This window comes from Streptomyces sp. NPDC014727 (assembly GCF_043083485.1).
Lineage (GTDB): Bacteria > Actinomycetota > Actinomycetes > Streptomycetales > Streptomycetaceae > Streptomyces.
Genome location: NZ_JBIBYR010000011.1, coordinates 199142 through 218665 on the forward strand (window position 1 = coordinate 199142; position 19524 = coordinate 218665).

The 19524-nt window shown below is 68.8% G+C and carries 18 protein-coding genes and 1 pseudogene; 18 read left to right on the top strand and 1 reads right to left on the bottom strand.

What is annotated here, in order from left to right; translation table 11 throughout:
* The first annotated feature begins 208 nt into the window (after positions 1 to 208).
* The 6 genes and pseudogenes from arc (at position 209) to prcA (ending at position 6051) form a co-directional block, all read left to right on the top strand.
* Entirely contained in the window at positions 209 to 1975 is a 1767-nt protein-coding gene (gene arc / locus ACF1B9_RS19545) for a proteasome ATPase (RefSeq protein WP_351087150.1), read from the top strand.
* Positions 1976 to 2211: 236 nt separating this feature from the next.
* Positions 2212 to 3723 (top strand): depupylase/deamidase Dop, encoded by a 1512-nt coding sequence (gene dop / locus ACF1B9_RS19550; RefSeq protein WP_391740307.1) that lies wholly within the window; start codon positions 2212 to 2214, stop codon positions 3721 to 3723.
* 120 nt (positions 3724 to 3843) lie between these two features.
* The gene (locus ACF1B9_RS19555; RefSeq protein WP_108011740.1) at positions 3844 to 4062 is read left to right on the top strand and encodes a ubiquitin-like protein Pup; all 219 of its coding nucleotides are present in this window, start codon (positions 3844 to 3846) and stop codon (positions 4060 to 4062) included.
* A gap of 91 nt (positions 4063 to 4153) precedes the next feature.
* Positions 4154 to 4353 (top strand): annotated as a pseudogene (locus ACF1B9_RS19560) (endonuclease domain-containing protein); the annotation flags it as partial.
* Entirely contained in the window at positions 4305 to 5150 is an 846-nt protein-coding gene (gene prcB, locus ACF1B9_RS19565; RefSeq protein ID WP_391740306.1) for a proteasome subunit beta, read from the top strand. The pseudogene ACF1B9_RS19560 and the gene prcB, both read left to right, overlap by 49 nt.
* A gap of 58 nt (positions 5151 to 5208) precedes the next feature.
* Positions 5209 to 6051, top strand: a complete 843-nt coding sequence (prcA, locus tag ACF1B9_RS19570) for a proteasome subunit alpha (RefSeq protein ID WP_391740305.1) — start codon at positions 5209 to 5211, stop codon at positions 6049 to 6051.
* A gap of 54 nt (positions 6052 to 6105) precedes the next feature.
* Here the strand turns inward: prcA and ACF1B9_RS19575 are convergent, their stop codons facing one another.
* Positions 6106 to 7146, bottom strand: coding sequence for a LacI family DNA-binding transcriptional regulator (locus tag ACF1B9_RS19575; RefSeq protein ID WP_391740304.1), 1041 nt, complete (start codon positions 7144 to 7146; stop codon positions 6106 to 6108).
* Between the two features lie 132 nt (positions 7147 to 7278).
* Between ACF1B9_RS19575 and ACF1B9_RS19580 the strand changes: the two genes are divergently transcribed.
* The 12 genes from ACF1B9_RS19580 to ACF1B9_RS19635 all read left to right on the top strand — a co-directional run bounded on the left by ACF1B9_RS19580 (position 7279) and on the right by ACF1B9_RS19635 (position 19471).
* A complete protein-coding gene (locus ACF1B9_RS19580) occupies positions 7279 to 8538 on the top strand; it encodes an MFS transporter (protein WP_391740303.1) in 1260 nt (419 codons plus the stop codon).
* A 9-nt stretch (positions 8539 to 8547) separates the two neighbouring features.
* Positions 8548 to 9909 carry a Pup--protein ligase gene (gene pafA, locus ACF1B9_RS19585; protein ID WP_391740302.1) on the top strand — a complete coding sequence of 454 codons (1362 nt, stop codon included), beginning with the start codon at positions 8548 to 8550 and terminating at the stop codon, positions 9907 to 9909.
* 127 nt (positions 9910 to 10036) lie between these two features.
* Entirely contained in the window at positions 10037 to 10990 is a 954-nt protein-coding gene (locus ACF1B9_RS19590; protein WP_391740301.1) for an FKBP-type peptidyl-prolyl cis-trans isomerase, read from the top strand.
* 43 nt (positions 10991 to 11033) lie between these two features.
* A complete protein-coding gene (locus ACF1B9_RS19595; protein WP_351079199.1) occupies positions 11034 to 11408 on the top strand; it encodes an FKBP-type peptidyl-prolyl cis-trans isomerase in 375 nt (124 codons plus the stop codon).
* A gap of 113 nt (positions 11409 to 11521) precedes the next feature.
* The gene (locus tag ACF1B9_RS19600; RefSeq protein ID WP_391740300.1) at positions 11522 to 12475 is read left to right on the top strand and encodes a helix-turn-helix transcriptional regulator; all 954 of its coding nucleotides are present in this window, start codon (positions 11522 to 11524) and stop codon (positions 12473 to 12475) included.
* Between the two features lie 13 nt (positions 12476 to 12488).
* Positions 12489 to 13445, top strand: a complete 957-nt coding sequence (locus tag ACF1B9_RS19605; protein ID WP_391740299.1) for a helix-turn-helix transcriptional regulator — start codon at positions 12489 to 12491, stop codon at positions 13443 to 13445.
* Positions 13446 to 13473: 28 nt separating this feature from the next.
* Complete coding sequence (locus ACF1B9_RS19610) at positions 13474 to 13734, top strand: hypothetical protein (RefSeq protein ID WP_391740298.1); 261 nt, start codon at positions 13474 to 13476, stop codon at positions 13732 to 13734.
* Between the two features lie 62 nt (positions 13735 to 13796).
* A complete protein-coding gene (locus ACF1B9_RS19615; protein ID WP_391740297.1) occupies positions 13797 to 13994 on the top strand; it encodes a hypothetical protein in 198 nt (65 codons plus the stop codon).
* A 364-nt stretch (positions 13995 to 14358) separates the two neighbouring features.
* Positions 14359 to 14652, top strand: a complete 294-nt coding sequence (gene tatA, locus ACF1B9_RS19620; protein ID WP_362211480.1) for a Sec-independent protein translocase subunit TatA — start codon at positions 14359 to 14361, stop codon at positions 14650 to 14652.
* Between the two features lie 64 nt (positions 14653 to 14716).
* Positions 14717 to 15667, top strand: a complete 951-nt coding sequence (gene tatC, locus ACF1B9_RS19625; protein WP_391740296.1) for a twin-arginine translocase subunit TatC — start codon at positions 14717 to 14719, stop codon at positions 15665 to 15667.
* A gap of 16 nt (positions 15668 to 15683) precedes the next feature.
* On the top strand, positions 15684 to 16592 hold the full coding sequence (locus ACF1B9_RS19630; RefSeq protein WP_391740295.1) for a diacylglycerol kinase: 909 nt from the start codon (positions 15684 to 15686) through the stop codon (positions 16590 to 16592).
* Between the two features lie 44 nt (positions 16593 to 16636).
* Positions 16637 to 19471, top strand: a complete 2835-nt coding sequence (locus tag ACF1B9_RS19635; protein WP_391740294.1) for a DEAD/DEAH box helicase — start codon at positions 16637 to 16639, stop codon at positions 19469 to 19471.
* Positions 19472 to 19524: the final 53 nt, after the last annotated feature.

Sequence of the window (19524 nt, forward strand, 5' to 3'; positions counted from 1 at the left end):
AGAAGCCAGCCCTGACGGGTGTTGACCGGTTCGACGATACAACCGGCCGCTTTCCGATGTTGAAGGGTGGGTATTCCCCTGACACGAGGGGGAACGCAAGGGTGAAGATCGGACACGCCCCGCAGTCTTTGTGATCTAGGGGTTTCAATCATCACCCACCCAGGTAGGGTCAGGAAGCGTCCAGCTCCCCTTGGAGGAGGTGAGGACCGTGGCAGCCCACGACGACGACATCAACCGCGGCATCCGGCCCGGGCGGGGGTCCGAAGACCCAGCCGGCCAGGTCGCCTATCTTGAGCAGGAAATCGCCGTCCTGCGACGTAAGCTCGCCGACTCTCCGCGCCATACGAGGATTCTCGAAGAGCGGATCGTCGAGTTGCAGACCAACCTGGCGGGCGTGTCCGCGCAGAATGAGCGGCTCGCCAACACGCTCCGCGAGGCCCGCGACCAGATCGTGGCCCTCAAGGAAGAAGTCGACCGGCTCGCACAGCCGCCGGCCGGATTCGGTGTGTTCCTGCAGGGCAATGAGGACGGCACCTGCGACATCTTCACCGGGGGCCGCAAGCTCCGGGTGAATGTCAGCCCCAGTGTCGAGCTCGACGACCTCCGGCGCGGCCAGGAAGTCATGCTCAATGAAGCGCTCAATGTGGTCGACGCCATGGAATTCGAGCGGGCCGGGGACATCGTCACCCTCAAGGAGATCCTTGAGGACGGCGAGCGGGCCCTGGTCATCGGGCACACCGACGAGGAACGGGTGGTGCGGCTCGCCGAGCCGCTGCTGGACATCACCATCCGCCCCGGCGACGCCCTGCTGCTCGAGCCCAGGTCCGGCTACGTCTACGAAGTGGTCCCCAAGAGCGAGGTCGAAGAACTCGTCCTCGAAGAGGTACCGGACATCGACTACGACAAGATCGGCGGTCTGGGCGACCAGATCGAGCTGATCCGGGACGCGGTCGAGCTCCCCTATCTCCACCCCGACCTCTTCAAGGAACACGAACTGCGGCCGCCGAAGGGCATCCTGCTCTACGGCCCGCCCGGCTGCGGCAAGACGCTCATCGCCAAGGCGGTGGCCAACTCCCTTGCCAAGAAGGTCGCCGAGGTCACCGGCCAGCCGGCGGGCAAGAGCTACTTCCTCAACATCAAGGGCCCGGAACTCCTCAACAAGTACGTCGGCGAGACCGAGCGGCACATCCGCCTGGTCTTCCAGCGTGCCCGTGAGAAGGCGGGCGAGGGCACCCCCGTCATCGTCTTCTTCGACGAGATGGAGTCCCTCTTCCGTACCCGGGGATCCGGCGTCAGCTCGGACGTGGAGAACACCATCGTTCCCCAGCTGCTCGCCGAGATCGACGGTGTCGAGGGCCTGGAGAACGTCATCGTCATCGGCGCCTCCAACCGCGAGGACATGATCGACCCCGCGATCCTGCGCCCCGGACGCCTCGATGTGAAGATCAAGATCGAGCGCCCCGACGCGGAGGCCGCGAAGGACATCTTCGCGAAGTACCTCACTCCTTCGCTGCCCCTGCACGCGGACGACCTCGCGGAGCACACCGGCTCCAAGGAAGCCGCCGCACACGCCATGATCCAGTCCGTCGTCGAGCGGATGTACACCGAATCCGAGGAGAACCGCTTCCTCGAGGTCACGTACGCCAACGGCGACAAGGAAGTCCTCTACTTCAAGGACTTCAACTCCGGCGCGATGATCCAGAACATCGTCGACCGGGCCAAGAAGATGGCCATCAAGGCCTTCCTCGACCAGGGCCAGAAGGGCCTTCGCGTCTCCCATCTCCTCCAGGCCTGCGTGGACGAGTTCAAGGAGAACGAGGACCTGCCGAACACCACGAACCCGGACGACTGGGCCCGGATCTCCGGCAAGAAGGGCGAGCGGATCGTCTTCATCCGTACGCTCGTCACCGGAAAGCAGGGCGCGGACACCGGTCGCTCCATCGACACGGTGGCGAATACTGGGCAGTACCTGTAGAGCGCCGACCGGCTGCGGATGCCCGGCCGGGCATCCGCAGCCGGTTGCTTTCCGGACAGCTCTCGCGACACCGCAGCAATGACGTAATTGATCTCCCCACCACCGCAGAGTCGCTCTAGGCTCTTGCGTACCGCCCGGTCGCGCAGTGCGGGGACGGGCACCGCACACGCACCGGACAAGCAGCGGTACTTGAGCGCCGCCCCCTCAAGGGGGCGCCGCCGGGCAAGGAGGGCCGCATGACCGTACGGCGAGTAATGGGCATCGAGACGGAGTACGGGATCTCCGTCCCCGGCCACCCCAACGCCAATGCCATGCTCACCTCGTCCCAGATCGTCAACGCCTACGCAGCGGCGATGCACCGGGCGCGCCGCGCCCGCTGGGACTTCGAGGAGGAGAACCCGCTGCGGGACGCGCGAGGTTTCGACCTCGCCCGTGAGACCGCGGACTCCAGCCAGCTCACCGACGAGGACATCGGCCTCGCCAATGTCATCCTCACCAATGGGGCCCGCCTCTACGTCGACCATGCGCACCCCGAGTACAGCTCCCCGGAAGTCACCAATCCGCGCGACGCGGTCCTCTGGGACAAGGCCGGCGAGCGGATCATGGCAGAGGCGGCCGACCGCGCCGCCCAGCTCCCCGGCGCCCAGCCGATCCACCTCTACAAGAACAACACCGACAACAAGGGCGCCTCGTACGGCACGCACGAGAACTACCTGATGAAGCGGGAAACCCCCTTCTCCGACATCGTGCGCCATCTGACCCCGTTCTTCGTCTCCCGCCAGGTGGTCACCGGGGCCGGACGCGTGGGAATCGGCCAGGACGGCCATGAACACGGCTTCCAGATCAGTCAGCGTGCCGACTACTTCGAGGTCGAGGTCGGTCTGGAGACCACCCTCAAGCGCCCCATCATCAACACCCGTGACGAGCCGCACTCCGATGCCGAGAAGTACCGCAGGCTGCATGTGATCATCGGCGACGCGAATCTCTCGGAGATCTCCACCTATCTCAAGCTCGGCACCACGGCCCTGGTCCTGTCCATGATCGAGGACGGCTTCATCAACGTCGATCTCGCGGTCGACCAGCCGGTGCGCACCCTGCACCACGTCTCCCACGAACCGACGCTGAAGCACCTGATCACGCTGCGCAGCGGCCGTACCCTCACCGCGGTGCAGCTCCAGATGGAGTACTTCGAGCTGGGCCGCAAATACGTCGAGGAACGGTACGGGGCGGACGCCGACGAGCAGACCAAGGACGTCCTGATCCGCTGGGAGGACACCCTCAACCGGCTGGAGAACGATCCCATGAGCCTGTCCGGCGAGCTCGACTGGATCGCCAAGCGGGAGCTCATGGAGGGCTACCGCCGCCGGGACAGCCTGGACTGGGACGCAGCGCGTCTGCACCTGGTCGATCTCCAGTACGCCGACGTGAGGGCCGAGAAGGGCCTGTACAACCGTCTGGCGGCCCGCGGGAAGATGAAGCGCCTGCTGGACGAGGACGACGTCGAGAAGGCCCGTACGGCCCCTCCGGAGGACACCAGGGCCTATTTCCGCGGCCGCTGCCTGGACCAGTACGCCGATGACGTGGCCGCGGCGTCCTGGGACTCGGTCATCTTCGATCTCCCGGGCCATGACTCGCTGCAACGGGTGCCCACCCTGGAGCCGCTCCGCGGCACCCGTAATCACGTCAAGGAGCTCCTGGACCGCTGCCGCACGGCGGAAGAGCTGGTCCAGGTGCTGTCGGGAGGCTGAAACGGCCGCGATCGGGGAATCATCGGGATGACCCCCGGACGTCTGGACAAGTACCGGGCCAATGTCGGACCCCGTGGGTAGGGTCTGATCAAGTGCTTCGAACCGAGCGGGGTGAGCTAGATGGCGACCAAGGACACCGGCGGCGGACAGCAGAAGGCGACGCGCTCCACCGAGGAGGTCGAGGAGCAGGCGCAGGACGCGCAGGCGTCCGACGACCTCAAGGAGCGCCAGGAGAAGCTGAGCGACGATGTCGACTCGGTTCTGGACGAGATCGACGACGTACTCGAAGAGAACGCGGAGGACTTCGTGCGTTCCTTCGTTCAAAAGGGCGGGCAGTAGTTCACGAATGTGAACGCTGCGGAGTGGGACGTGCGCGCGGTACGGGCCAGGCCGGCCCGTACCGCGCGGGCACAGGCGGGGCCGCAGGCCGTGCGGAGCCGCCCCCGCACTTCATGTGGATCACCGCCACGGGACGGGTAGGGTCCGTGGCGTAACCACATCGACTGCAATTCGGCCATCGGTACGTCGGGAGACGCTCCTGACACCCTGCGCAGGGCCGTCGCTTACCTGGAGGGAAACGCGTGGAAGCCAACACTCGTAGCACCGGGCGTCTACCAGCTGCCTTCCTGACGCCGGGATCCTCTTCGTTCATGGATTTCCTGACCGACCATTCTCCCGGGATGCTCCCGGGCAACCGCAGTCTGCCGCCCCTGCAGGGGGCGATCGAGGCGCCGCACGGGACGACCATCGTCGCGGTGACGTTCCCCGGCGGAGTGGTCCTCGCCGGTGACCGGCGAGCGACCATGGGCAATGTGATCGCGCAGCGTGACATCGAGAAGGTCTTCCCGGCCGACGAGTACTCGGCGGTGGGCATCGCCGGCACGGCCGGGCTGGCCGTGGAGATGGTCAAGCTCTTCCAGTTGGAGCTGGAGCACTTCGAGAAGGTCGAGGGCGCCCAGCTCTCCTTGGAGGGCAAGGCGAACCGGCTCTCCACGATGATCCGCAGCAATCTGGGGATGGCCATGCAGGGCCTCGCCGTCGTCCCGCTCTTCGCCGGTTTCGACCTCGACCGCGAGAAGGGCCGGATCTTCTCGTACGACGTCACCGGCGGCCGTTCCGAGGAGCACGGGTACGCGGCCACCGGCTCCGGGTCGGTCTTCGCCCGCGGGTCGATGAAGAAGCTCTACCGCGAGGACCTGACGGAGCAGCAGGCGCTCACCCTGGTCGTGCAGGCGCTGTACGACGCCGCGGACGACGATTCGGCGACCGGCGGCCCCGATGTGGCCCGGCGGATCTACCCGATCGTCACCGTCATCACCGACGAAGGCTTCCGGAGGCTGGACGAGGCGGAATCGTCCCAGATCGCCCGCTCGATCCTGGAACACCGGATGGAACAGCCCGACGGCCCGCGCGCCGCGCTGCTCTGACCGCCGTTCCGCTGCTTCTCCGATGCTCCAGTCACTGACAGAAAGGGACGGATAACCGGTGTCGACGCCGTTCTATGTCTCACCTCAGCAGGCCATGGCCGACCGGGCGGAATACGCCCGGAAGGGCATCGCCCGTGGTCGCAGCCTGGTTGTGCTGCAGTACGCCGACGGCATTGTGTTCGTCGGCGAGAACCCGTCCCGTGCGCTGCACAAGTTCAGCGAGATCTATGACCGGATCGGTTTCGCCGCCGCCGGCAAGTACAACGAGTACGAGAACCTCCGCATCGGCGGTGTGCGCTACGCCGATCTGCGCGGATACACCTACGACCGTGACGACGTGACGGCTCGTGGGCTGGCCAACGTCTATGCGCAGACGCTGGGCACCATCTTCTCCAGCGCGGCCGAGAAGCCGTACGAGGTGGAGCTGGTGGTCGCCGAGGTGGGGGTCGACCCCGAGGGCGACCAGATCTACCGGCTGCCGCACGACGGCTCGATCGTCGACGAGCACGGCTCGGTCGCGGTCGGTGGGAACGCCGAGCAGATCAGCACCTTCCTGGACCAGCGGCACCGGGACGGGATGTCGCTCGCCGAGGCGCTCAAGCTGGCGGTGCAGGCACTGTCCCGCGATCCCAACGGCAGCGAGCGGGAGATCCCCGCGGAGCGGCTGGAGGTCGCGGTCCTGGACCGTACGAGGCCGCAGGAGCGCAAGTTCAAGCGGATCGTCGGCCGCCAGCTGGCGCGGTTGCTGGAGGCGGACGGCGGCTCCGCACCGACGGACGCGCCCTCCGACAACGAGGACGACGAGGGGGCTGAGTCCTCCGGGACGGCGTCCCCCGCGGGCACGACGGATGTCACCAAGTCCACCGATTCCGGTGGGGACGTGGAGTCCTCCGAGGAGTAGTCGAGCACTGCGCCGGTGCCCCGGTCCGCCCTTGTCCGGCGGCCCGGGGCACCGTCATGAGCGCGGGCCGTTTGCCGTTGGGGGCGCGGAGGAGCCGCGGGCCACCAGGCGCACCGGCAGGCTGCCGGGCTCCGCGGGGCGGCCGTCCAGGACCGCCAGCAGGGCCGCCATGCCGCGTTCGCCGACCTGCTCGGCGGGCAGCCGCACGGTGGTGAGCTCCGGTTCGACGGCCGTGGCCAGGGCCAGATCGTCGAAGCCGGTGACGGAGAGGTCCTCGGGGACGCGGAGTCCGAGCCTGCGAGCGGCCTTGCAGGCGCCCGCGGCGAGGATGTCGTCGTCGCAGACGATGGCCGTGGGCCGGGGGCCGGGGGCGGCGAGTGCCCGCTCCGTCGCCTCCCGGCCCGCGTGCACGTCGAGTGCCGCCGCGACGGTCCGCACACAGGTGCCCGGGGCTGCCGCCAGGGTGTCGTGGAGGGCTCGGGCCCGGACGGCGAAGGTCCAGGAATCGACCGCCGACGCGAGGTGGACGAAGCGGCGGTGGCCGAGCGCGAGCAAATGGTCCGCCATCTGCCGCATGCCGTCGGCGATGTCCAGGTTGACCCGGGCCGCGACCCCGGTGTCGGCCGGGTCGCTGTCGAGCATGACCAGCGGCAGACCGGCGCCGCGCAGCGCGTCGAGCGCGCCCGCGGCCATGGACGAGGCGATCACCCCGTCGAGGGAGGCACGCGCCGAGGCGAACGGGTCCCTGGCCGGCCCGGTGCCCTCGGGGGACGGGTAGAGGACGACCCCGAAGCCGTGCTCGGCGGCGACCGCGGCGGCGCCGGTGTAGACGCGCGCGAAGAACTCGTTGGTGAGCGCGGGCACGACGAGGAGTGCGGTCCTGGTGCGGCCGAGCCGGAGATTGCGGGCGGCGAGATTGGGCTGGTAGCCGAGGCCGCGGGCGGCTTCCCGTACGCGTCCGGCGGTCGCCTCGGAGACTCTTCCACGCCATTTTTCGCCGAGCACGAGGGAGACGGTGGCCTGCGAGACGCCTGCGGCCCGCGCGACATCGCGGCTGGTGGGCCGGGCCGGGGCGGGCTGTGGTGCGCTGGTCACTCGGGCCTCCGGGCCGATCGGGGGCAGGCGCCGTGCGGTGGACCTGCGGACTGGGCACATGGTACGTATGGACCTCGACGTTATACGTAAAACCCCAGGGCGCCGGAGCGTGCCCGAAGGAAAGGGCGGGACATGGCCGCGGGATATCTGGACATCCTCCGGGCGCGGCATGCCGCCCGGCTGCTGGCGGGGACCCTGGTGGGGCGGCTGCCGAACGGCACCGCGCCGGTCGCGATCGTGCTGTTCACCCGCGCCGAGGGCGGCAGTTACACCCTCGCAGGCGCGCTCGCGGCCGTGTACGGGCTCGCCACCGCGGTCGGGCAGCCGCTGCTGGGGCGCGCGGTGGACCTGTACGGCCAGCCGCGCGTCCAGCTCCCGGCCTCCCTGGCATCGGCGCTCGGCATGATCGTGCTGGCCCTGGTGGGCCTGGGGTCGCTGCCGCTGGCCTACGGGGCGGTGATGGTGGCCGGCGTGTTCACCCCGCCGCTGGAGGGCGGTCTGCGAGCCCTGTGGCCGTCCGTCCTCGGCACCGAGGACCGGGTGCACCGGGCGTACGCGATGGACGCCGTCGCCCAGGAGGTCATGTTCACCGTGGGCCCGCTGCTGGTGACGGTGCTCGTCTCCTTCTGGTCACCCGCCGCCGCCCTGCTCGTCATCAACGTGATCGGCGTCCTGGGGGCGCTCTCGGTCGTCCTCTCCGAACCCTCGCGCGCCTGGCGTTCCGCGCCCCGCGAGGCGCACTGGCTGGGCGCGCTGCGTTCGCCCGGGCTGCTGGCGCTGCTCGGCTCGTTCTTCTTCGTCGGGCTCGCGCTCGGTTCGATCACCGTGGCCGGGGTGGCATACGCCGACGACCACGGCCGGGAATCGGTCTACGGCTGGCTGATGGCCGCGCTCGGGCTGGGTGCGCTGATCGGTGGTGCGGTGTACGGGGCACGCCGGTGGGCCGGGGCGCCGGAACGCCGGCTGCGGGTCATCGTAGCGCTGCTGGCACTGGGCTATCTGCCGCTGATGCTGACTCCCGGAGTGGTCGCCATGACCGTTCTGGCGGCGGTGGCCGGAGTCTTTCTGGCGCCCGCGATCGCCTGCTCGTTCATCGTGGTCGACCGGCATGCTCCGCGGGGCACGGTGACCGAGGCGTTCTCCTGGCTGGTGACGACGTTCGGGGTGGGCGCGGCGGCGGGAACGGCCGTGGCGGGCCCGGCCGTCGAACTGGGCGGCACGACGTGGAGTTTCGCCGTCGCGGGGGCCGGTGGGGTGGCGGCACTGCTGGTTCTGCTGGCCACGGGAAGGTTCCTCGCAGTTCCCGGACATACGTCTGTTGCCGCACACGGATCGGAAAATGATCGAAACGGTGCTGTCGAACCCGGTTTCAGCTCAGGCCATCAGGCGTAATGTTCAGTCATGGACCGCCGCATTTTCGGGCTGGAGAACGAGTACGGCGTCACGTGCACGTTCAGGGGACAGCGCCGACTGTCCCCTGATGAAGTGGCGCGCTACCTCTTCCGCCGTGTTGTGTCATGGGGCCGCAGCAGCAACGTCTTTCTGCGGAACGGCGCCCGCCTCTACCTCGACGTGGGATCGCATCCGGAATATGCAACCCCCGAATGCGACAACCTGACTGAATTGGTCACGCACGACAAGGCCGGCGAGCGCATTCTCGAAGGTCTGCTCGTCGACGCCGAACGCCGCCTGCACGAGGAGGGAATCGCGGGCGACGTCTATCTCTTCAAGAACAACACCGACTCGGCGGGAAACTCCTACGGCTGCCATGAGAACTATCTCGTGGCGCGGCACGGGGAATTCTCCCGGCTCGCGGACATCCTCATTCCCTTCCTCGTCACGAGGCAGCTGATCTGCGGCGCGGGCAAGGTGCTGCAGACACCGCGGGGCGCCGTCTACTGCGTCAGCCAGCGTGCCGAGCACATCTGGGAGGGCGTCAGCTCCGCCACGACGCGCTCCCGCCCGATCATCAACACACGCGACGAACCGCACGCGGACGCGGAGCGGTACCGCCGCCTCCACGTCATCGTCGGTGACTCCAACATGTCCGAGACGACCATGCTGCTCAAGGTCGGGGCGACGGACCTGGTGCTCAGGATGATCGAGGCGGGCACCGTGATGAGGGATCTGACGCTGGAGAACCCGATCCGGGCGATCCGGGAGGTCAGCCACGACACCACGGGACAGCGCAAGGTGCGTCTGGCCAGTGGCCGTGAGGCGTCCGCCATCGAGGTGCAGCGCGAGTACTACGAGAAGGCCGTCGACTTCGTCGACCGGCGCGGCATCCGTACCGGTACCGTCGCGCGGGTCCTGGAGCTGTGGGGCCGTGCGCTCGACGCGATCGAGGCCGAGGATCTCGACCGGATCGAGACCGAGATCGACTGGGTCATGAAGTACAAGCTCATCGAGCGGTACCGGGCCAAGCACAACATGACCATGTCGCATCCGCGGGTCGCCCAGATAGACCTCGCGTACCACGACATCCATCGTCGTCGCGGGCTGTACTACCTGTTGGAGCGCAAGGGGCAGGCCGCCCGTGTCTGCAACGACCTGAAGATCTTCGAGGGGAAGTCCGTGCCCCCGCAGACGACCAGGGCGCGGCTGCGCGGGGACTTCATCCGCCGGGCCCAGGAGCAGCGGCGGGACTTCACCGTCGACTGGGTCCATCTCAAGCTCAACGACCAGGCGCAGCGGACGGTGTTGTGCAAGGACCCGTTCCGTTCGGTGGACGACCGGGTGGAGAAGCTGATCGCGGGTATGTGAGCCGGCGACAGGACGACCTCGGCCTCCGACGCGACGCGGGCCCCGTACGTTCCTCGTACGGGGCCCTGCGTACGCCCTAGAGTGTCGGGGACTCAACCAACCGTGCCGTCTGAGATCTGAGGAACAAGTGCGCCGACTTGCCGGCCTTCTCGTCGTCCCCCTGTTGCTGCTGGCAGCGGCTTGTGGCAACGAGAAGGGCTCCGCTTCAGCTTCCGCTTCTGCTTCCGCCGCGTCCGAGAACGGGTTCCCCGCCATCACCGCGGGCGCGAAGTTCGGCGAGAAGCCCACGCTGTCCAAAGGGACCGGAAACCCGCCCAAGGAGCTGAAGACCAGAGTCGTCAGCCAGGGTGACGGGGCCACGCTCAAGAACGGCGACGCGATCCAGGTCAACTACCTCGGGCAGGCCTGGGACTCCGACAAGCCCTTCGACAACAGCTTCGACCGCAAGCAGCCGTTCGATCTGACCCTCGGCGCCGGCATGGTCATCCAGGGCTGGGACAAGGGCCTCGTCGGCCAGAAGGTCGGCAGCCGGGTCGAACTGGTCATTCCGCCGGACCTCGGCTACGGGGCGCAGGGCCAGGGCGACATCAAGCCGAACGCCACGCTCGTGTTCGTCGTCGACGTTCTGAAGGCGACGCAGATCCCGGCGTCCGCCAAGGGCACCGAGGTGGCCCAGGACAATGCCGACCTTCCGAAGGTCGGCACCAACACGGACGGCAAGGCCCCGAAGGTCACCATCCCCACCAAGACCGCCCCGCCGACGAAGCTCGTCTCCAATTACATCCTGGAGTCCAAGGGCGACGTCGTGAAGGACACCGACAGCGTCGTCGTGAACTACGTGGGGCTGCTGTGGAAGGACGGCAAGACGTTCGACAGCACCTACTCCGCTGGCAAGACACAGACCTTCCCGCTCGCCCAGGTCACCCTCAAGGGGCTCAAGAACGGTCTCGTCGGCAAGAAGATCGGCAGCCGCGTGCTCCTCGTCATTCCGCCGGACCAGGGTTTCGGGGACAAGGCGCAGCAGACCATTCCGGCGAAGTCCACGCTGGTCTTCGCCGTGGACATCCTGGCAAAGATGTAAGACTGTCCCGGTTGCCCAGTTCATCATTAAGAGGAGCAAGTCAGTGAGCATCGAGAAGCCCGAGATCGACTTCCCGGGTGGCGAGCCGCCGGCCGACCTGGAGATCAAGGACATCTGGGAAGGCGACGGCGCGGTGGCCGAGGCGGGCGCCACCGTCTCCGTCCACTACGTGGGCGTGGCCTTCTCCACCGGCGAGGAGTTCGACGCCTCCTGGAACCGTGGCGCCCCGCTGCAGTTCCAGCTCGGTGCCGGCCAGGTCATCTCCGGCTGGGACAAGGGCGTGCAGGGCATGAAGGTCGGCGGCCGTCGCCAGCTGACCATTCCCGCGCACCTCGCGTACGGCGACCGCGGCGCCGGTGGCGGCCGTATCGCCCCCGGCGAGACGCTGATCTTCGTCTGCGACCTGGTCGCCGTCTGATCCGCGCCCATACGCCGCCAGGGCCCGTGCCGCAAGGCGCGGGCCCTCGCTTTTGCCCGGACACCGCGTAGCGGTACGGTCGATGGTCGTAGAGCAAAACAGAAAGGGCGTCGATGGCGATCGCCAAGGCCGAGCGGCTGATGAACCTGGCGCTGTGTCTGCTGGGGACCCGGCGCCCGCTGAGCAAGCGCGAACTGCGCGGCTCCATCGAGGCCTATCTGGAAGCGGGCTCCGACGACGCCTTCAACCGGATGTTCGAGCGCGACAAGGACGACCTGCGCGAACTCGGTCTGGTCATCGAGACCGTGGAGAGCCTGGACGGCGACACGGGCTATCTCGCCCGCCGCGACAGCAACCGGCTGCCCCCCATCACGCTGGACGCCGAGGAGGCCGCCGCGCTGGGACTGGCCGCCAAGGTCTGGCAGCAGGCGCGGCTGGCCGGTGCCGCCAGCGGTGCGCTGCAGAAGCTGCGGGCCGCGGGCATGCCGGAGGCCGAGGACACCTACGAGGTGCACAGTGCCCTCGAACCCCGTATCCCCGTTCACGAGGCCGCGTTCGAGCCGTTGATGCTGGCCTGCCGGGACCGCCGCCCGGTGACCTTCGACTACCGCAAGGCCAACGCCGCCCGGCCCGAGCAGCGCCAGGTCGAGCCGTGGACGCTGGAGTGCTGGCGCGGCCACTGGTACCTGGCCGGCTGGGACCGGGACCGCGGCGCCGAACGGGTCTTCCGCCTCTCCCGGATCACCGGCCGGGTCCGCTCCCGGGCCGGAACCTTCACCGCCGAGGTGCCCGACGTCGTGACCGTCCGGGAGACGGTGGAGAGCTGGGCGGGGGAGACGGCGACGCGGACCGCGCTGATCAGGCTGCGGACCGGTGCCGGATACCCACTGCGCTCGCGCGCCATATCGGTCCGGGAACTCGGGGACGGATGGGACGAGTTGGAGATTCCGTACGGACACGGTCTGGACGCCTGGCTCGTCGAGTTCGGTCCGGACGTCGTCGTACGGGAACCCGCCGATCTGCGGGCCGATGTGGTGGACCGGCTGCGCGCCGTGGCCAAGGACTGAAGGGGACCCGATCATGGCCACGAACGCGATCGACCAGACCCGCCGGATGCTCTCCCTGGTGACCTATCTACGTGAGCGCCCCGGTGCCCACGTCCAGGACGTGGCCCGCGCCTTCGGGATCAGCGAGGACGAACTGATCTCGGACCTCGACGTGCTGCCCATGTGCGGTACGAGCTTCCGGGGCGGGGACCTGCTGGACATCGACACCGACGGCGACCGGATCTGGTGGCACAACCCGGACGACGTCGCGGAGCCGCTGCGGCTCGCAGCCGACGAGGCGACGGCGCTCCTGGTCGCCGCCCGCGCCGTGGCCACGCTGCCGGGGCTGCGCGAGAGCGACCGGCAGGCGCTGCTGCGGGCCACCGCGAAGCTGGAGACCGCGGCCGGCGAGGTCGGAGCGGCGAGCTCGCGGCTCTCGGTCACCTTCGAGTCCGAGGGCGGTGTCTTCGCCGACGTCGACCGGGCGATCTCCGAGCGGCGCCGGCTGTGGCTGCGCTACTACTCGCCCGCGCGCGACGAACTCACCGAGCGCGAGGTGGACCCGATCCGGCTGTTCGCCGTGGGGCACACGTACATGGAGGCCTGGTGCCGGTCCTCGGAGGACCGGCGTACGTTCCGACTCGACCGGGTGGCCGAGATCCGGCTGCTGGACGAGCCGGCCGCACCGCCCGAGCTCGAACTGCGGGATCTGTCCGAAGGACTCGTCCAGCCGGCGGCCGAGGACCCGGAGGTCGTGGTCGAGGTGGGCCCCGGCGGACGGTGGGTCGCCGAGTACTATCCGCACGACAGCGCCCAGGAACTGCCCGACGGAGGCCTGCGGATCACCCTGCGCACCCCCGAGCCGGCCTCGCTGCGCAGACTCGCGCTGCGGCTCGGCGGAGAGGGTCGCATCGTCTCCCCGCCGGAACTGGCACAGAGCGCGCGGAGAGCGGCCCGTTCGGCGCTCGCCGCCTACGACGACCCGGCCTGAGCGGATACCCGAGGGAGATATGAGCTATATGCCTGTGGTGTCAGGCGTTCCGACCGTGGTGGTGCCCGAATCCGTACGGTTCAAGGCAGCATGCCCGGACTGTCGCGAACGGTTCGAACTGGCCGCCGGTGCCATCCGCCTCGCCGTGGGCGCCAGCCGCCGGACGACGTTCTACTCGTTCACCTGCCCGGCTTGCGGCGCGGCCGTCCGCAAGCCCGCCGGAGAACGGATAGTCGAACTCCTCACCGTCGGCGGGGTGCGGACGTTGCGTCTCCACACCAGCCTTTAGGCCGACCGGCGTACCGGTCGACCTCGGAACTTCGGACACCTAGACACATTGAGGCTCTGCGCATGTTCTGGCCCATGCTCGCCATCGCCCTGGGGTTTCTCGGGATCGCCGTCCTCGGGGTGCTGGCCGTCAAGGTATTCGTCGAGGCCCAGCGCCTGGGCCGCCAGGTGACCCGGACCACCCAGCGCATCAACCGGGCGGCCGAGGTCCTCGAACGGGCCGCGACGGATCTTGCCGCCACGGGTGAATCGCTGCGCTGAGGACTGTCCCGTGGCCCCTGGCGCCCGTCAGGATTCACGGGACGGCCCTTGGGGTCCCCCGTTCGGATCCTGCCGGGCTCGTGTGCCGGACGGACGACCCCGGATCCACCGGCCCCACGTTCGTGTGAGGCTGTGAGCTGGGCCGATGGATCGGCGCGGGCGCGGCCTCCAGTTTCCCGGGTTCGGAGGGTACGCTGCTGACGGCGGCCCTGAGAGCGAGGCATGGGCCGTAATCGCAAGGATGCATGGGTATTGCCCTGCGTTTACTCCTGCGGGATACGATCGCTGACAGTACGACGATCGGACGTCCGTCCGACGTTCGGTCCGCCCCACCCCTGCTGCCTCGGTGAGAAGGTACACGCATATGTTCGGAAGGCTCGGCGCTCCCGAGATCATCCTGATCCTCGTCGTCATTGTTCTGCTGTTCGGCGCGAAGAAGCTTCCTGACATGGCTCGCTCGCTCGGCAAGTCGGCCCGCATCCTCAAGAGCGAGGCCAAGGCCATGAAGTCCGAGGGCAGCCCGTCGGCCACCCCGGCCGAACCGGCGAACGACACCGCCGCCCAGGACCAGGCCGCCCCGCGCACCATCAAGGCCGCGCCCGGTGACGTGACCAGTTCGCGGCCGGTCGCCGAGCCGACCGACTCGACCAAGCGCTGACAAGAACCGGGCCGACGCAGGCGCCGTGACCGGTGGGGCCTGCTGCACGAGATGAGGACGTGGGTTGCTCAAGTCTGCCCGCAAGCAGGAGACGGACCCAGAGGGCCGCATGCCCTTGGTGGAGCACCTGCGTGAACTGCGTAACCGGCTGGCGAAAGGCCTGCTCGGGATCGTCGTCGTCACGATCGTGGCCGCGTTCTTCTACAAGGGGATCATCGAGTTCTTCACCGACCCGGTACTGAAGTCGGTCGGTTGCGAGTCCAGCTTCGCCGAGCTCGCCAAGAAGGACGACGGTACGTGCGCGCGTATCGTCCTGAACGGCCTCCTCACCCCGTTCACCCTCGCACTCAAGGTCTCCTTGATGGCAGGCATCGTCCTTGCCTCGCCGGTCTGGCTCTACCAGCTGTGGGCCTTCGTCGCGCCGGGACTGCACAAGCACGAGAAGAAGTACTCGCTCGCTTTCGTCGGCGCGGGCTTCCCGCTCTTCCTCGCCGGCGGATTCTTCGCGTACAAGACCCTGCCCACGATGGCGCGGGTGCTCCTGGACTTCTCGCCGGGCGGCGTCGACAACCAGTTGCCGCTGGATGAACTGCTCGATCTGATCACGCGCATGGTGGTGGTCTTCGGGCTCTCCTTCGAGCTGCCGCTGCTGCTCGTCATGCTGAACTTCGGCGGGGTCCTCACCGGCAAGCGGATGCTCGGCTGGTGGCGGGGCATGATCATGGGCATCACGGTCTTCGCCGCGGTGGCCACCCCCAGCACCGACCCGATGACCATGCTGATGCTCGCCGGACCGATCTGGTTGCTCTACTTCGTGGCCACGGCGATCTCGCTGCTCAACGACCGACGCAAGGCAGAGCGCGCGGCGGCGGGGCCCGCCGACGACGAGGCGTCGGAGCTGGACCTCACCCCCGAGGACATCGGTGAGATCGAACCCGTCTCGTCCGGCCGTTCGTTGCCCAACCAGGCGAACTCGGACCATGACCGGGTCAACGGTTACGACGACATCACCTGACCTGTAGGGTCCCCGGGTGACCAGCGAGATCACCCTCTTCGTCAATCCCACCGCAGGAAGCGGCCGGGGCGCGCGCGCCGCGCAGCCGGCCGCTTCCGCGTTGCGGGACGCCGGATTCTCTGTACGCACGGTTCTCGGCGAGGACGCCGAGGACGCGCTGCGACGGGCCCGTGAGGCCGTCGCCGGTGGGACCGGAGCGCTGATAGCCGTGGGCGGGGACGGCATGATGTCCCTCGCCCTGCAGGCCGTTGCCGGGACGACGACGCCGCTCGGGGTCGTCGCCGTGGGGACGGGGAACGACTTCGCCCGCGCGCTCGGGATGCCGATACGGGATCCGGCCGCTGCCGGACGGCTGGCCGCGGAGGCGCTCAAGGGCGGTGCCGTCCGCGAGGTCGACCTGGGCAGGGTCGGCGAGCGGTGGTTCGGCTCCGTGCTCGCCTCCGGCTTCGACTCCCGGGTCAACGACCGGGGCAACCGGATGCGCTGGGTCGGCGGACGGTTCAAGTACGACCTCGCGATCCTCGCCGAACTCGCCGCGTTCAAGCCCATCCCGTACCGCGTCAGGCTGGACGGCGGACCGGTCCGGGAGATCGAGGCCACGCTCATCGCCGTCGGCAACGGATCGACCTACGGCGGAGGCATGCGGATCTGCGCGGACGCCGCCATGGACGACGGCCTCTTCGACGTGACCGTCGTCGGGGACTGCAGCCGCACCACGCTCCTCACGGTCTTCCCCCGCGTCTACAAGGGGACGCACCTCAGCCACCCCCGGGTCACCGTGCACCGGGTCACCTCGATCGAGCTCGCCGCGGCCGGTGTCACCGCGTACGCGGACGGTGAACCACTCGGGGCGCTGCCGCTCACCGCGACCTGTGTGCCGGGTGCGGTGCGAGTGCTGGCCCCAGGTTCTCCCGGCGGGATTTAAAGATCGCGTCACTGTCGGAGGTGGCGGGTAGGCTCGTAAGCAAGATGACAGAGGACCTCTCACCAGCTGAGCGATACCAGGCTTCTCGGATCCGCGCCGCCGAGCTGGCCACCGCACTCGCACCCTTCCGCGAGCTGTACGAGTTCGATCTGGACCCCTACCAGATCGAGGCATGTGAGGCGCTGGAGGCCGGCAAGGGGGTGCTCGTCGCAGCTCCCACCGGCTCGGGCAAGACGATCGTCGGCGAATTCGCGGTGCACCTCGCCCTCGAACAGGGCCGCAAGTGTTTCTACACCACCCCCATCAAGGCCCTGTCCAACCAGAAGTTCACCGATCTGGTCAAGCGCTACGGGCCCGACAAGGTCGGTCTGCTGACCGGGGACAACAGTGTCAACGGCGATGCCCCCGTGGTCGTGATGACCACCGAGGTGCTGCGGAACATGCTGTACGCGGGTTCGCAGGCGCTGCGCGGCCTCGGCTATGTGGTGATGGACGAGGTGCACTACCTCTCCGACCGCTTTCGGGGCGCCGTCTGGGAGGAAGTGATCATTCACCTCCCGGACTCCGTGACCCTGGTGTCCCTGTCGGCGACCGTGTCCAACGCCGAGGAGTTCGGCGACTGGCTCGACACGGTCCGCGGTGACACCGAGGTCATCGTCTCCGAGCACCGCTCGGTGCCGCTCTGGCAGCACGTGCTCGCGGGCCGCCGGATGTACGACCTCTTCGAGGAGGAGACCGATCACGGCGGCCGGGGCACGGGGCGCCGTGAGGTCAACCCCGACCTCCTGCGGCTCGCCCGGATGGAGAACCAGCGGGGATACAACCCGCGTGAACGCCGTCGCGGCAAGATGGTCCGTGAGGCGGATCGTGAGCGCGAGCGGCGCGAGCGCGCCCGGATCTGGACCCCGGCCAGGCCCGAGGTCATCGACCGGCTGGACGCCGAGGGGCTGCTCCCCGCCATCACCTTCATCTTCAGCCGGGCCGGCTGCGAGGCCGCCGTGCAGCAGTGCCTGCACGCCGGACTGCGGCTCAACGACGAGGACAAGCGGCGCCTGGTCCGCGAGATAGTCGAGGAGCGGACCGCGTCCATCCCCGGCGAGGACCTCCATGTCCTGGGCTACTACGAATGGCTCGAAGGGCTGGAGCGGGGCATAGCCGCGCACCACGCGGGCATGCTGCCCACCTTCAAGGAAGTCGTCGAGGAACTGTTCGTACGAGGGCTCGTCAAGGCCGTCTTCGCGACGGAGACCCTCGCCCTCGGCATCAACATGCCCGCGCGTTCGGTCGTCCTGGAGAAGCTCGTCAAGTGGAACGGCGAGCAGCACGCCGACATCACTCCCGGCGAGTACACGCAGCTGACCGGCCGGGCCGGGCGGCGCGGCATCGACATCGAAGGCCATGCGGTGGTGCTGTGGCAGCGCGGCATGGACCCGGGCGCCCTGGCCGGACTCGCGGGCACGCGGACGTATCCGCTGCGCTCCAGCTTCCGGCCCTCGTACAACATGGCCGTCAATCTGGTGCATCAGTTCGGTCGGCACCGTTCGCGCGAGCTGCTGGAGACCTCCTTCGCACAGTTCCAGGCCGACCGGTCGGTGGTCGGGATCTCCCGGCAGGTCCAGCGGAACGAAGAGGGACTGGAGGGGTACCGGGAGGGCATGACCTGCCACCTCGGTGACTTCGAGGAGTACGCGCGACTGCGCCGCGACCTCAAGGAGCGGGAGAACGAGCTGGCCAAGCAGGGCGCGTCGCAGCGGCGGGCCGCCGCCGCGGCCTCCCTGGAGAAGCTCAAGCCCGGCGACGTCATCCATGTGCCCACCGGAAAGTTCGCCGGACTGGCACTGGTCCTCGACCCGGGGCTCTCCGCGGGACGCACCAACGGGCACGGGCACCGCGGGCTCGAATACCATGACGGACCGCGGCCGTTGGTGCTGACCGCGGAGCGTCAGGTCAAGCGGCTCGCCTCGATCGACTTCCCCGTTCCGGTGGCGGCCCTGGAGCGGATGCGGGTGCCGAAGTCGTTCAATCCGCGCTCACCGCAGTCACGTCGCGATCTTGCCTCCGCGCTGCGGACCAAGGCCGGGCACCTAACGCCCGAGCGGCACCGCAAGGGGCGCTCCGTCGCGGCCGACGACCGTGAGATCGCCCGCTACCGGGCGGAGTTGCGCGCACACCCCTGTCACGGCTGCGACGAGCGCGAGGACCACGCGCGATGGGCCGAGCGCTACCACCGGCTGCAGCGCGACACCAGGCAACTGGAGCGGCGGATCGAAGGACGGACGAACACCATCGCCCGTACCTTCGACCGGATCGTCGCACTGCTCACCGAGCTCGACTACCTGCGCGGCAATGAGGTCACCGAGCACGGGCGGCGGCTGGCGCGGCTCTACGGCGAGCTGGATCTGCTGGCGAGCGAGTGCCTGCGGGCCGGGGTGTGGGAGGGCCTGAACCCCGCCGAACTCGCCGCGTGCGTCTCCGCGTTGGTGTACGAGGCGCGGCAGGCCGATGACGCGGTGGCGCCCAAGCTGCCGTCCGGGCCCGCGAAGACGGCGCTGGGCGAGATGGTTCGGATCTGGGGCCGGCTCGACGCCCTGGAGGAGGACTTCAAGATCAACCAGGCGGAGGGGGTCGGGCAGCGCGAACCCGATCTGGGGTTCGCCTGGGCCGTCTACATGTGGGCGTCGGGACGGACGCTGGACGAGGTGCTGGGCGAGGCGGACATGCCGGCGGGCGACTTCGTGCGGTGGTGCAAGCAGGTGATCGACGTGCTCGGGCAGATCGCGGCGGCGGCCCCGCGCGAGGGGAGTTCCGTGGCGCGGAGTGCGCGCAAGGCGGTGGACGCGGTGTTGCGTGGAGTCGTGGCCTACAGCTCCGTGGGGTGAGGGCGCGGTGTTGCGGGCGGAGCCGGACGCGGGGGTGAACCTGCGGCGGTTCT